We start from the raw sequence: 13,988 nt of genomic DNA on the forward strand, positions 1-13,988 counted from the left end.
CCCCGATTAGTGTTGTTCAACCGCTATCGACGACTCATCACGACAGAACAGGTGACTCAGGTCAGGCTAACTGGTAATGCTTTGTGAGGTACTGATACTATACTCCTGAGTATGTCGTCGAATATATTGTCGAGAATACACTAGAACCACTCGTAACCGATATTCGGGAGGACTTGATGGCACAGAGTGCTCGGGGTGACCGTGGCTTCGCTGCGGAGTTTGCTGATCGAGTATTTGACCTGAAGATTCTCGACCCGGCGATGGGTAGTGGTCATTTTCTCACCAGTGCGATCGATTATCTCGCCCGTGAAATTATCGACGCACAGGAGAAACAAGCAGCACAGCAGGGAATTGAGACAGTCAATAAGGAACACGATATCAATTGGGCTCGTCGGCAGGTTGCACAGCGCTGTATCTACGGCGTTGATCTGAATCCCCTCGCTGTGGAGCTAGCAAAGGTATCTCTGTGGCTGCGTACCCTGGCCGCCGAACAACCGCTTGCCTTCCTTGATCACCACCTGAAGACAGGGAATTCGCTCGTAGGTAGTGACATTGAGGAAATTGAGGAACTAGAGTCTGATACCGGGGGTAGCGGTCAAAATGCGTCATTAGCCGACTTCGGTGTTACACGGAAGGGTACCATCGAGCAACTGATGGGAATCTATCAGGACTTCATTGCCATCGAGAATCAAGAACTCGCTGACGTCAAAGAGATGGAGTCCAAGTACGACGAGTTTGAGCAGAACAAGCTTCGTCAGCGTCTTGAAGCGATGACGAACGTTCATACTGCTGAGCATTTCGGCTGTGATAGTATCCCCCAAGATGCGTATAAACGCATGGCTGCATCACTAGAAGATGATGATAGCTGGGAAGATATTATGGACACCTCGTGGTTCCAGACATCTCGTAAATGGGCAGAAAAGAATCAATACTTCCATTGGAGCTTAGAGTTCCCGGAAGTCTTCTACAACGAAGAAGGTGGGGAAATAAGCGACCCAGGATTTGATGCAATAATCGGGAATCCACCTTACGTCCGAGTACAGAACTTAGACCATGACCTGATTGACTACCTTAAGACACAGTATCAAGTCGCGTACCGCCGTATTGACGTCTCATTGATGTTCTTTGAACTGGCGACGCAACTTTGCAAAATCAGCGGGAGGGCATCATACATCTCCTCAATGCAGTTCCGGAATTCGACATACGGAGAGAAGCTACGCGACTACTTAGCGGAACGAGATATTGAGAAAATCGTTGACTTCGGGGACTTGCCTGTCTTCGAAGATGCAACGACGTACGCAGGCATTCTTGTGTGGAAACCTAGTGAAAATACAGACCGTACTGTGGATTACACCAAGGTCAATTCATTATCCGATGAGTTGGTTGACGTATTACGTAATGAAACTGACTCTGACGCAATCTCCCGATATCAAACGTCTCTTCTACCTAATGAGGAATGGACATTCACTAACAAAGAAGAAGAGGCCCTGATTAATGAGTTAGAGGAGAATCCACGACTCACAGAATTTGCAGAATCATGTACCGGGATGTTCACAGGTAGAGACGAGATCTTCCTGTTTGAGCCGGAAGAGGCAAAAGAATCAGATATTGAGGATGACATATTTTTAGATGTCATTCGAGGCGGTGATCCTGAACGCTGGCATCTACCGCAAGCGAGTAAAAAATCGATTTACCCATACCAAGAGGTCGATGGTCAAACAAAACTACTCTCAGTTACCACGTTACAGAATGAGTATCCGAATGCATACGAATATCTCCTCTCGCACAAGGAAGAGCTCGCTGAGCGGCAAGACTCGAGAGAAAACATTGACGGCAATGACTGGTACAAGCTGACCCGCCCGGGAAGGATTCCGGTTTTCAACACCCGGAAGATCGTCACATCTGGAGAATCAAAGCAGAACCAGTTCTGCATTGATGAAGTCGGGAGCGGATACAGTAACGCGCGAGTATTTTCCGTTGTTCCTGAAAATCTGTCCGCTGAAACATTACTTGGTATGCTGAACTCGAAAGTCGCAGAGTTCTACTTGCATTCCATCTCCCGAATCAAACGAGGAGGATATTACAGTTACTCATGCAGTTACTTGGATGAGGTTCCGATTCCCCCTTCAATTGATGACCGCCTTGAGGAACTTGTGGAAGTTATTTGCAACAAGACTGCGGAGTTGGACGCGTTAAACTTGAATTTGGGAGATTATCTTGGAAACTACTCTGAAGGGAAGAACCTCGGTGAATTGTATATGCCTGCGAATAACCTCAGCGGAACAGTTCTCACTGCAACAACCGATGATAAGGATAACCTCCGACTGGGCGATGTGAGTGTCACGCGTGAAAACGGTACAGTGAACCTATATGCGACAGCACGATACAAACCAGTAGAACCTGACGAGTACGAAACCGATCAGTGGGGGTACACGGAAACAGAACCCATCCATGCAATGCAGTTCGCTGGCCTTGACCGCAAGATGGAACAGCTACTAGTTGACTTTGTGCCTATGGCTATTGACAAAGCTGGTGGGTTCGCCGGCTTCCGAGAAACTGCCACAACGACAATGTCGCTAATTGATCGGCTTAGCGCGCTTCAGCTACCGGAATTAAATGATGTAGAAGACGGGATGAGTCGCTATATTGAGATCCATACTACCGCGGAAGATCTTAATCAGGAGATTGCAGAGTTGGAAACGCAAATTGATCAGTTGGTTTATGACATGTTCGACCTTTCAGAGGAACAAATTGAATTGATCGAGTCGTCTGTGAATGACCGGTAGTTGACGCCCCCACTTCTCGTATGAAACTTCAATAATGGAAATCGTGAACATCGTTGCTTCAGGCGATCTTGGCGTGGAGCTTGATCTGACCCCACTATATACTGACATCACTGCCGAGAACGTTCAGTATGACCCAGAGCAATTTCCAGGTCTTCAAGTCCGCTTCAGCCAGGAGGGGCCAGTCATAATGTTGTTCTCCTCTGGCTCGTATACGATAGTAGGCGCAGATACCCAAGATCAAGTTCAAAGTCTCTATGATCGCCTCAATGAATCGCTAAACAAGCTAGGAATCGAGTATGAATTCGAAGAGGGCAAGCCAGAGATTCAGAACCTCATCTGCAAAGGCGACCTTGGCCGTGAAATTGACTTGGATGCTCTAGTCATTGCATTGGGATTGGAAAACGTGGAGTATGAACCAGAACAATCACCGTTTGTATACTATTGGCCAGATGGATTTGATTGTTTAATTACAATACCGACAAATGGCCAGTGTATCGTTACAGGTGTCAAGTCAATAAAAGAAGCCAACCGCGCATTCACCAGTTTCCGCGAAGAAGTTGAACGACTTTTTTCGGGTGAGTAAAAAAATGACTAAGTTTGTAGTTGGAGACCATGTCAAGTTTGCCGGTGGGCAGGGTGAAATCACAAAAATTGAGGAGCGTCCAAATGGTTCTCAACTTCTCCACGTATACACGGCAGAGGGACAACTACGCAAGCTCCCAAGTGGCCTGCCCCATATCGAGAAAATTGACTCGATTGTTGACCGTCTCGCAGCAAAGCAAATCAATGATCCCATCCAGTACGATCTTCGAGAACGTGCGACTCGCCTTGACCTTGCGTATCGATACGACCGCTTCCTGTCGCTGACAAACAATCGCATCGAGATAGAACCCTATCAGGTGCAGGCGGCCTACGAGATACTGAACTCGTACGACCATCGGTACCTTGTCGGCGACGAGGTCGGTCTCGGGAAGACCATTGAAGCAGGCATCGTCATAGAGGAACTCATCGCCCGTGAACGAGCCGAACGCGTCCTTATCGTTGCCCCCGCACCACTGGCGGTTCAGTGGCAAGAGGAGATGCGAGAGAAGTTCGACCGGAATTTCGTCGTCTACGATCGAGAGACTGTCCGAACGCATCGCCAGTCCCATCCTAACCAGAATGTGTGGCTTCAAGAAGACCGCATCATCACCTCGATTGACTTCGCCAAACAGGACGATATGCTCGAGGCGCTCAGCAACCTCGATGTCCCTTGGGACGTAGCGGTGTTCGACGAGGCCCATCATCTGACTGCTCGCCGGGGAAGCGACGATTCTATCGAGCGTACTCAGCGGTACAGAGTGGGTGAAGCAGTAGCTGACAATTCTGACTCCCTTCTGTTGCTGACTGGGACACCACACAAGGGGAAATCCGATCAGTTCTACTTCCTCGTTAGTTTGCTCGACCCCTATCGCTTCAGCCATGAATCGCAGATCAATCCCGAGTCGCTGGAAGATCTGATGATACGCCGGCTGAAGGAAGACATGTACGAGGCCGACGGGACGCGTATGTTCCCCGAGAAGAACATCGAAGCGCTTCCCGTGGAGATGACACGGGAAGAGCGAAAGTTGTACGATGACGTCACCGAGTATATCCGCGAGTACTACAACCTCGCCCAGCAGGAGGAGAACCAGGCTGCTGGCTTCACCATGGTCGTCTATCAGAAGCGCCTGGTGTCGAGCATCTATGCCATCCGTAAATCGCTTGAGAACCGAATGCGGGCGATTCAGAACGATGCAGTAGCGGAGGAACTACCTGATGACGTTCAGGAACTCATTCCGCGTTACAGCACGGAGCCCGACACGCTCACTGATGCCGAGCGTACCAAAGTCGAAGAAGCACTTGAGACGGTCACAATCACCCTCAATCAGACGCAGATCGATCAGGAGCTCGACCGAGTCAAGCAATTATGGCAGCAGGCTAAGAACATCAAGACGGACTCGAAGGCCCGCCTTCTTCGGGAGTTTGTTGATCGCATTCTGAAGGAAGACCCAGACGAGAAGATTCTGATCTTCACCGAGTATACGGATACGCTCGAATACCTCCGGGACGAGGTTTTCGCTGACCACGATATCGCACAGGTCTATGGAGACCTCAACCAAGACCGGCGTCGTCAGGAGATGCAGAAGTTCGAAGAAGAAGCGAATCTGATGCTTGCTACTGACGCCGCACAGGAGGGTCTCAACCTTCAATTCGCCCATATAATGGTAAACTACGACTTGCCATGGAATCCGATTCGCATCGACCAGCGCATGGGCCGACTCCACAGATATGGGCAAGACCGAACTGTCGAGATTCGAAACCTGTTCTTCAAAGATACGCGCGAAAGCGAGATACTCAACCTTCTCGTCGAGAAAACGAACCAGATTGAATCCGACCTCGGAATGCGGTCTGATGTTCTCGGGCAAGTCCTCGACGACCTCGACCTCGACCAGACGATTATGTCGGCGCTTGCAGAGGGCAGACCCACAGACGAGGTTGTCGCCGATATTGAAGCAACAATGGAGGAGCGCAAAGAAGCCCTCCAGACCGTTGAGAACGATTTCCTCATCCGAGACCGGTTCGACCTCACCGACGAAGACCAAGAGATCCTAGAGGTCATCGAACGGAGTCAGCATGGCGAAGTGAGTGAGGCGGACATCGAGACGATTGTACGCGTCTTCTTCGATGAGTTTGGCGGGTCTATCAAAGGAGTACGACCCGGCCCTGCCAAAACAGGAGGCGACGTATTCCAGTTGGATGTTCCCGACGTCCTCGTAGGGGGACTCGTAGAGAATCGATATCCTCGCGCCACCTTCACAAAAGACGTTGCCATCGAGGAGGAGGATGTGGAATTCATTGCGTTAGATCATCCGTTGACTCAATCACTCATCGGATTCTGTCTCGACTCGAATCGGGTGCAGGGTCAAGTCGCTGTGAAAACGACATCGGACAACTCGTTGGCCCCAGGAATCCTGTTCAATTACCGACTCGGGTACGTTTCGGGTGCTGGTGAGGCTGTAACTGAGAAGTTCGTTCCACTCTATGTAACCCAGGAAGGCGAGTTAGTGAACGAACCGCCGGAGTTCGTAGATACCATTCCGCCGTCAGAGATTTCGTCGATTTCTGGTCTTGACCGTATCGCCTCGAAGGCCAACGAACTGCATGGACAAACAGAAATGGCCGCGTGGGATCGAGTCGAATCCTTCGCCGAGGAGGCCCGTGCCGAACGTGAACGGGAAGTCGAGATCAAGCGAGAACATGCAGAGCGATACTTCCAAGAACAAATAAGCGAGTGGGAAGAGCGTTTGGAGACATACAAGCGACGTTCTGAGGAAGGTAAGGACATGAGCGCTCCAATCGGAAACGCTGAACGCCAGCTAGAAAATCTACGCAGAGAACGTGATGAAGAGCTTTCCCATCTCGAAGAGGAGAAACACGTCACACCGGAAGAGCCTGACCTCGTCTCGGCGGCATTCGTAGTTTCAAACAGTGAGGATGCCTGATGGTAACTATTGTGAATGCCGTTGGGTCTGGCGATCTGGGCGTCGAACTTGACCTTCAGACTCTTGGTGATGATCTGAGTGTTCCATTCACCGAATACGACCCCTCGAACTATCACGGGCTCTACGTTCGGCTTGTGGAAGGTGGGCCTCTAATTACGGTGTACCGGAGCGGAAAATACATTATTAGTGGCTGTTCCAGCTTCCAAGAACTGGAATCTACAAATGAGGAGTTCATCATCCAGATGGCAGACCTAGGGATTTGCAGTAGGTCTCTTGACCCGGGGTTCACCGTCCAGAACGTCGTCTGCACCGAGGAACTCTCTTCAGCTGTAGATCTTAACACCCTGTCAATTGGACTTGGATTGGAAGCCGTCGAGTACGAACCAGAGCAGTTCCCAGGGCTCGTATACCGTCCACCCGAGATTGGAGCAGTCATACTAGTGTTCGCAAACGAAAAGGTCGTGATTACGGGTGCAGCAGAGGTTGCAACGGCAGAGGAAGCATTCTCTCAGTTACAAACCCGCATTCAGAATTTGATAGAGGCCTGACGTGGAGAACAGCGTTATCACAGCTCTATGGGTTTCATGACCACAGTACACTGAATGGAGGAAACGAATTCATGAGGCGGTTCGATGTGGGAGATACTGTTCGGATAGATATCCCAGATACGAGCGATCCTGACTACGAAGAGTGGCACGGCAGTGAGGGCACAATTATTGAGGTGACGGAGGACACAGCTGGAATCGAAACAGGCGATCCACGTGATAGCATCAGCTATCTCGTCGAAACTGAGTGTGGCGAGTGTATGCACTTCCGGTGGCGAGATCTTCGACCGCTACAAAACGACTGATCCCCGGAGGAAACGGGCTTGAACAACTACCTACCCCACTAACAGCGGATTCTGTACTCTAATTCAGCCAATATATACCCGAGTCAAGCTTCGTGGTGGGCTCTGGATTGAGACTACGCTTTGTGCATTAACCTGCGCGTCGAGGAGTTTCTCATACATGATCCATCTTCGGACGTCAGCATCAGCGTCTTCGGCTAGCGAAGATAGACCATCTTGTGGCCATTGACCCGGGAGAGTGGCCTCATAGTGGTAGGTTTCTTTCTCTACAAGCAACCCTGACTTTTCAAGATTGCCCCTATGCCGCTCGTATGATGTCTGGGATAGATCGGCTGCATCGAGGATCTCAGAACGTTTCAGTGGAGTGTCGGATTCGAATAGTACACGCATGAACTCCCGTGCGGTCGGTGGTAACCAAGGATAAATCTTCTTTGAATCAACAGCACCCAGTCCACGTACCAAGGCCTGCATCGTAAGGGAATCATCTGTGGATTCGAGACGATCTGTGGCTATCAGTGCTTCAGCGATGTCGAATGGAGAACACGTTAGGGATTTATGCGGAATATTACCGAATGCGAGTAAATAGAACCGCGTGACCGTCGGCACGTCGAGGTTGTCACTAATCGGTCGCCCTAGCCGTTCAAGCATAGTCTGGACGGTTTGTTGAAGATTCGAATATGTGTTCGCTGTAGTAACCTCGATAGGGATACGGATGCCCTCCTCGGTACCATTAGCAACCTGTTCTCGAATAGAAACCGACTTGAAGGCCTCAACGATGTCATCGCGGAAGCTCGCGACATCTGGCCCAACAACGACCCAATCAGCGGTGAGGTCAGCATCACGGTCAGTATCGTCAATATCAACCGGCAGCCGATACCCCAGTTTGTCCCCATCCTCCTCCAGAAGCATCCTGGAGGCTGAGTTCCCCCGATAAGCAGCATTTTTTGGTACGGTATTTTTCACAAAGGTGATGAACCGATTGTACCTAGAGTCATCTCGCGTTAGCTGGTCGGTGTCGGGCAGACGGATATGGATGGTGAGATCAACACCTGCTGCGTCGTAGAGATTGGTGGCTGTTGCAAGAAGGCCGTGAGCCTCGCAACATAGACGTGACCAAATCTCGGGACTCTGATTCCGCGTTCCGAGCCGGTAGAGCAAGGAAGTACCTACGGACTCGTACCGTGCCCGAAGATCGTCGTAGTTCTGCTCGGTGTCGGACAGCCAGCCGAGTTGACGCCCAAGACGGAGGGTATCGAAGGCTGTTGTTCCTGAGAGTAGTGGGTCTACTCGTGACGTCGTTAGAATCCGATCGAACGCACGCTCGCTTAGTAAGGCAACACCAAGACGCACAAGGGTAGGTATAGGGCCACCCCACTGAACAGCCACGTGGACTTCATCTTCCGAGTGACCAAGGTAGGTGATTCGCCCATCGTCAAATTCCGATATCCGGTCATTGACGAGAGTCACACCCCGTGCGCACTTGCCCCCAGCAAGTCGATCTACGAGCTCTTGCTCAGTAAGCCAACAACTGGCCGGCGATAGCTTGCGGGTGCTGGGCTGTCCGAAACCTCCAGCACTGCCCCCGAGACAAGCTTCGAGGGGTTGGCCCACCTTTATTGGGTGGGTAGAATTTGCCCCCGACACTATCCTTGTGTGCAGTTGGGGGGTGTGGTCAGGTCGTCGCTAAACCGGGCTTGCTGAGGATGACGAATCTGGATATCGTCAGTTAAGAGGCCTTGAGCATACCTACCAGCAGGAGTGAGAGTCACAGAATTATAGCACCCTCGATCATCTACTGCCAAGAATCCATGATCCTGTTCAAGTTCCCTGTAGTAGCGATCAATAGTCCCTGAACTCAAATCGAGGCTGCTATCGGTCTTGAGATCCCGGATCTCTCGATATTCTTTTTCATTTGATGGGATAGCTGCCAATAACCGAAGCCTCCCACCTTTGGGAGTGAATGCTTGGAGAGCTTCATAGACAGACTGGGGGTCAACCTCGTTATCGACTGAAACGGAAGCGGTGTTATCTGCTGTGTGCGTGTTGCCGCTCTCAGTAAGGTAGGTATCGATCCATTCTGGATGTCTATCTCTGAGAAATGTTTCGAGTGAAGGCGATGCTAAGAGATCAATCGCACAGGTCTTCGAGAGGATGGCGATCGTTTTGAGCCCTCGTTTCCGTTGAGCTCGTTGTGTATTCCGCCAAGCGGACTCATCCAGTAACAGCGAAACTCGGGGTGTAGTTGGTGCGAGGGCAATCAACTGCATTGGCCCTGGTTCAAGATTACCAATACCGGTATTCAGTTCGTGATACCCTGTTCCAATCTTGACCAACGTATCGACGGAAGGTGGTCGATCCTCACTATGTCGAGTTGGCCAATCTTCACGAGGTAAGCCCCGCACGCGCACAGTGAATTCTGCAGCGGCATATGGGTACCAGCCACCAACAGCCTTCACTTGATAGAATTCGTTGAGAATCACGGGGACGTGTCCCTGACGTGGCATGTGGAGAAGTTTCGGATCGTGACACTTTGCGACTTCTTCTACTGCTTCAACGACCCATGGGAGTAGTCCCTCGAGTAGATCTGGAAGCCAGTCGCGGCGTGCGGGAGTAACGTTTTCCAAGGTAAAATCGGGTTTCTTGGCCGAAGTAGCTGGCAAAAATTCAACGTTCCCATTGAATTCGGGCCAAACATATTCTGTACTTGTGGAGGGCATTACATATGAAAAGAACCCAATCGGGGTATTTAACGGCTTGTCAGACAAATGTCTGTTAGGGCAAGTGTGAGAACGACCCACATTCCCGGAGGTTTATAAGTGGTGGGTGGACTTATGAATGCACTTCCCCGCTTTGGGGAGAGAAAACGCAGGAAACGACGATCGCGCACGGAATTGTAAGCCCGCTCCAACCTAGCTGCCTGAAAACGGGCCATAGCGCGACCGTCTCCCCGAGATCGACCAACCAGTGACAACAATCTCAAACCATGATCAGGCAGACATATCTCTCGATCGGTTCGCTCGAAGGCCATCCGCAAACAATCCTCTCACACCCCAACCAGGAGTATCTCGTGGAGGCGTGCGAATGACCGGTGCCGACATCTCAGAGCTCATTGATGAACTGGGTGACGAATTGGCCGGCCCACTTGCCGAGAAGCTCGGTGAACAGATGACGCCTTCTCTCAACTCAATGACTCCCGAGGAGGCTGTGGACAAGTACTTCGATACCAGAGAACTGAAAGACAATACTCAGTACACGCACGAATCCTCGCTTCGGAATTTCTTCCTCCGCTGGTGCGATGATGTAGCCGATATCGACGATATGAACGAACTCTCTGGAAATGATCTCGCAAGCTATCGGATATGGCGGCGTGACGAGGCCTCAAAACGTGTGGATAAACTGAGTCCGAAAAGCGAGGAGACACAGCAGAAAATCACGCGCACATTCATCAAGCACTGCGAATCTTGGGAAGTCGTTCGCTCCGGCCTCCATGAGCACGTTATTGTTCCGAGTCTCGACAAGAACGATGAAGTACGTGATGAAATCCTCGACTCTGAAACGGCGAAAGAAGTACTTGAGTGGCTCCAAAAGTACGAATACGGGGACGTCCAGCACGTCGTCTGGTTGCTCTTATCATCCTGCGGGGCGCGTACCGGTGGGATTCACTCGCTCGACCTCAGAGATTACGTCACCAACGATGACGGGTCTTATCTCAAATTCCGTCATCGGCCCGAAACAGGAACTACGCTCAAGAATGACTACGAAGGGGAGCGGAACGTGGACATACCCCGTTCCGTGAGCGATGTACTCGACGACTACATTGCTGATCACCGGGAATCCTCCACAGACGAGCAGGGGCGCGAGCCTCTCCTCACGACCGCCCACGGACGGCTCGGCAAAAGTACGATTCGCAACTACATCTACGCCTGGACACGCCCGTGCGCGATCGGTCGAGGATGTCCGTACGACCGAGACCCTGAAGAATGCGATGCAGCTCGTCGGAACAATTGGGCATTCGAGTGTCCAGATAGTTTGAGTTGCCACCCTGTCCGCAAGGGGTACATTACAGCGGAGCTGAAGGCGGGAGTTCCGAAAGCTACGATCAGCCAACGCTGCGACGTGTCAGAGGCAGTTATGGACAAACACTACGATCACCGGACTGAAGAGGAGAAGATGGCTGCACGGCGTGTCGCGCTGAAACTCGCCCACGAAACGGAGAAGGGGTACGGCGAGTAGATTTAGAGGTTCTACTGGCTTGCACAGGATCTAACAGAAGCGGTGTACTGATACAAGACATATATCGCAGGAAGCAAACCTATAGCCGCCGAGGATTGTCAATGCAGTAGGGAATAGTACGAAGTTTTTACGTACATAGTTCGATGAGTTTTCCCATGGAACGTCGTGAGTACATATTCTTATCTGGAACTGCCTTTTGTACGGTTTCAGGTTGTCTTGATGGAAGTGGATTGTCTACCGAAGACGAACCAGACGAAGACGACTCGGAGAACGAGAGAGAACCAGACGAAGACGACTCGGAGAACGAGAGAGAACCAGACGAAGACGACAGTTCAGATACTGAAGGCCCTACAATCCACGATTTTACGTTGTCCGGAAAGACATTCGAACCAGGAGACAGTATGAAGATTGATGTCGAGGTGGCTGATGAGACAGACATTGAACGTATTTACTTCCGATTCGAACACGAGAATGGCGGGGGAGCAGTCTTCGATGCGTACCGTGATTTTTCACCAGCAGTCGATGATGGAACACATACGATCTCGTACCAGTGGCCGGAGAATACTCCTGGGGGAACTTACGAAATCACGTCGATCAGTACCCGCGATAGTATTGGGAATTTCGGGAGCCAGACAGACTCATTCAGTATCGATAAAAGAACCATCGAGATCGAGTCAAAGATGTCTGACACTGAAGCCCCGATAATTCACAACTTCACGTTGTCGGGAAGGAAATTCGAGCCAGGAGACAGCATGAAGATTGATGTGGACGTAACTGACGAGACAGACATCGAACGGATCTACTTCCGCTTCGAACACAAGGATGGTGGGGGCGCGGTCTTTGATGCGTACCGTGACTTTTCACCAGCAGTCGATGATGGAACACATACGATCTCGTACCAGTGGCCGGAGAATACTTCCGGAGGTGCTTACGAAATCACGTCGATCAGTACCCGCGATAGTATTGGGAATTTCGGGAGCCAGACAGACTCATTCAGTATCGATAAAAGAACCATCGAGATTGAATCAGAGACGGTTGATACTGAAGCTCCAATAGTTCACGACTTCACGTTGTCGGGAAGGAAATTCGAACCAGGAGACAGTATGAAGATTGATGTTGAGGTGACTGACAAGACAGACATCGAACGGATCTATTTTCGCTTCGAACACGAGGATGGCGGGGGTGCAGTCTTCGATGCGTACCGTGACTTTTCACCAGCAGTCGATGATGGAACACATACAATCTCGTATCAGTGGCCAGAAAACACTCCTGGGGGAACTTACGAAATTACGTCAATCAGTACCCGCGATAGTATTGGGAATTTCAGGAGCCAGACAGACTCATTCAGTATCGATAAAAGAACCATCGAGATTGAGACATAAGGCCGACTCTCAACTGTAGTCCCTAGCAGAAGTTGTCAATTTCTGCAAGCACTCTATGTTCCATTCCTACGAAAATAGACGAAAAAACGTTACTAAACGAAATCACAAGACTGCAAGAAATCCTACAAATCAGACGTCTCAAAGATTACGTAGGAACTTTCGCCGTTGCTCCATTTTCGACTTTTCACTCCGTCTGTCGTAATGCTTCTCTAGCACATCACGACCTACATTCGCTCTAGCAGACACCACTTCTACCGGTATATCAGATGCAAGGTGATTTGTAATGCTTCCGCGACGAACAGCATGCGAAGATACGCTTTCGGGACACTTCGACGCACCCTCGTAACACGCTGCCTCGCACTCATCGACATCGCGATTCAGAGGACAGAGCGCGCCAATCCGGCATGGGCGCGACCAACTGTAGACGATCGAAGTGACTGTTGTGACGTGGACACGTCCATGCGTCGTTGTGATCAAGGGATTGCGTCCGTGCTCATCAGTGACATCGGGCCGAGGGCCGTCAATCCAGTCGTCGAGGAGGGTACAGATCTGAGACGATAGCGCGATCATTCGCTCACCGTCCTCTTGGTTCTTGATTGGTGTCCCGGTTTCTGGCCGATGTCGAATCTCGAGGCACTGGTCGTCTGCGTGATAGTCTCGAAGGTCGGGCGCTCGCACGGCACCTCGTCGCATCATCGTGTGCCACTGCAATGTGAGCACGATGTGTGGTCGGGATGCGTACTCGAATTTTGAGAGATGGCCGAGAACAGCGTCGGCATGGCTCTCGTCAAGCATTACATCACGTACGTTCTCTTTAGATTCGAGGTCAGGAGAGAGCACCTTGTCGCTCAAGTCGGGAGAGACGGCGTCGATAGTTTCGAGGAAGCGAATGAACACGCGGAGCGTATCCATCTGGGTTTTCTCTGTGACTGGTTTGATTCCCCCGTTGAAGTTTCGGCGCCAGAGCCGGTACTCGTGAAGGGTGCGACCGGTCAGGTCATTCAGATTCTTGATGTCCTTCTCGTCGTTGCACCAGCGGATGAAATGGCTGAGACGGGATTTGTGCGATCGTAGGGTGGCCTCGGATACTTCGCGTTGCCGATGGTTGAGATACAGCTGTACTGCTTCGTCCGGTGTGATGGGTTCGAGTTCGTCCATGGTTGCTCCAGCGAACCCGGCTGGAGGTTTGCCGCGTGATTTCTCCCGTTTCTCTTGC

At 51.0% G+C, this 13,988-nt stretch carries 9 protein-coding genes; 6 read left to right on the top strand and 3 right to left on the bottom strand.

The features are described from left to right. The first annotated feature begins 176 nt into the window (after nt 1-176). Genes BW940_RS18500 through BW940_RS18515 form a run of 4 tightly spaced genes read left to right on the top strand, consistent with a single transcriptional unit; the run spans nt 177 to nt 6,858 of the window. Nucleotides 177-2,786, top strand: a complete 2,610-nt coding sequence (locus BW940_RS18500) for an Eco57I restriction-modification methylase domain-containing protein (RefSeq protein ID WP_216819683.1) — start codon at nt 177-179, stop codon at nt 2,784-2,786. Between the two features lie 34 nt (nt 2,787-2,820). Then, a complete protein-coding gene (locus tag BW940_RS18505; protein WP_084776816.1) occupies nt 2,821-3,369 on the top strand; it encodes a TATA-box-binding protein in 549 nt (182 codons plus the stop codon). Between the two features lie 4 nt (nt 3,370-3,373). After that, complete coding sequence (locus tag BW940_RS18510; RefSeq protein WP_076610677.1) at nt 3,374-6,310, top strand: DEAD/DEAH box helicase; 2,937 nt, start codon at nt 3,374-3,376, stop codon at nt 6,308-6,310. Continuing rightward, on the top strand, nt 6,310-6,858 hold the full coding sequence (locus BW940_RS18515; RefSeq protein WP_076610678.1) for a TATA-box-binding protein: 549 nt from the start codon (nt 6,310-6,312) through the stop codon (nt 6,856-6,858). The genes BW940_RS18510 and BW940_RS18515 overlap by 1 nt, the downstream gene beginning before the upstream one ends. A gap of 365 nt (nt 6,859-7,223) precedes the next feature. Here BW940_RS18515 and BW940_RS18525 read toward each other — a convergent pair whose 3' ends face one another. Together BW940_RS18525 and BW940_RS21225 are read right to left on the bottom strand one after the other, a co-directional pair. Then, nucleotides 7,224-8,624, bottom strand: coding sequence for a hypothetical protein (locus BW940_RS18525; protein ID WP_076610680.1), 1,401 nt, complete (start codon nt 8,622-8,624; stop codon nt 7,224-7,226). A gap of 176 nt (nt 8,625-8,800) precedes the next feature. Then, nucleotides 8,801-9,874 (bottom strand): hypothetical protein, encoded by a 1,074-nt coding sequence (locus BW940_RS21225; RefSeq protein WP_143823945.1) that lies wholly within the window; start codon nt 9,872-9,874, stop codon nt 8,801-8,803. Between the two features lie 364 nt (nt 9,875-10,238). Here BW940_RS21225 and BW940_RS18530 point away from each other — a divergent pair, with 364 nt between their 5' ends. Further along, complete coding sequence (locus BW940_RS18530) at nt 10,239-11,390, top strand: tyrosine-type recombinase/integrase (RefSeq protein WP_084776817.1); 1,152 nt, start codon at nt 10,239-10,241, stop codon at nt 11,388-11,390. Nucleotides 11,391-11,545: 155 nt separating this feature from the next. Beyond that, complete coding sequence (locus tag BW940_RS18535) at nt 11,546-12,772, top strand: hypothetical protein (protein WP_159440191.1); 1,227 nt, start codon at nt 11,546-11,548, stop codon at nt 12,770-12,772. 138 nt (nt 12,773-12,910) lie between these two features. Here the strand turns inward: BW940_RS18535 and BW940_RS18540 are convergent, their stop codons facing one another. Beyond that, entirely contained in the window at nt 12,911-13,930 is a 1,020-nt protein-coding gene (locus BW940_RS18540) for a tyrosine-type recombinase/integrase (RefSeq protein WP_076610682.1), read from the bottom strand. Between the last annotated feature and the right edge of the window lie 58 nt (nt 13,931-13,988).

It is taken from the genome of Natronorubrum thiooxidans (assembly GCF_900156475.1).
GTDB lineage: Archaea > Halobacteriota > Halobacteria > Halobacteriales > Natrialbaceae > Natronorubrum > Natronorubrum thiooxidans.

What these genes read in the sequence shown, in the direction of transcription:
- BW940_RS18500 (WP_216819683.1), top strand. Translation starts at nt 177, where the DNA reads ATGGCACAGAGTGCTCGGGGTGACCGTGGCTTCGCTGCGGAGTTTGCT.
- BW940_RS18505 (WP_084776816.1), top strand. Translation starts at nt 2,821, where the DNA reads ATGGAAATCGTGAACATCGTTGCTTCAGGCGATCTTGGCGTGGAGCTT.
- BW940_RS18510 (WP_076610677.1), top strand. Translation starts at nt 3,374, where the DNA reads ATGACTAAGTTTGTAGTTGGAGACCATGTCAAGTTTGCCGGTGGGCAG.
- BW940_RS18515 (WP_076610678.1), top strand. Translation starts at nt 6,310, where the DNA reads ATGGTAACTATTGTGAATGCCGTTGGGTCTGGCGATCTGGGCGTCGAA.
- BW940_RS21225 (WP_143823945.1), bottom strand. Translation starts at nt 9,874, where the DNA reads ATGCCCTCCACAAGTACAGAATATGTTTGGCCCGAATTCAATGGGAAC.
- BW940_RS18530 (WP_084776817.1), top strand. Translation starts at nt 10,239, where the DNA reads ATGACCGGTGCCGACATCTCAGAGCTCATTGATGAACTGGGTGACGAA.
- BW940_RS18535 (WP_159440191.1), top strand. Translation starts at nt 11,546, where the DNA reads ATGGAACGTCGTGAGTACATATTCTTATCTGGAACTGCCTTTTGTACG.
- BW940_RS18540 (WP_076610682.1), bottom strand. Translation starts at nt 13,930, where the DNA reads ATGGACGAACTCGAACCCATCACACCGGACGAAGCAGTACAGCTGTAT.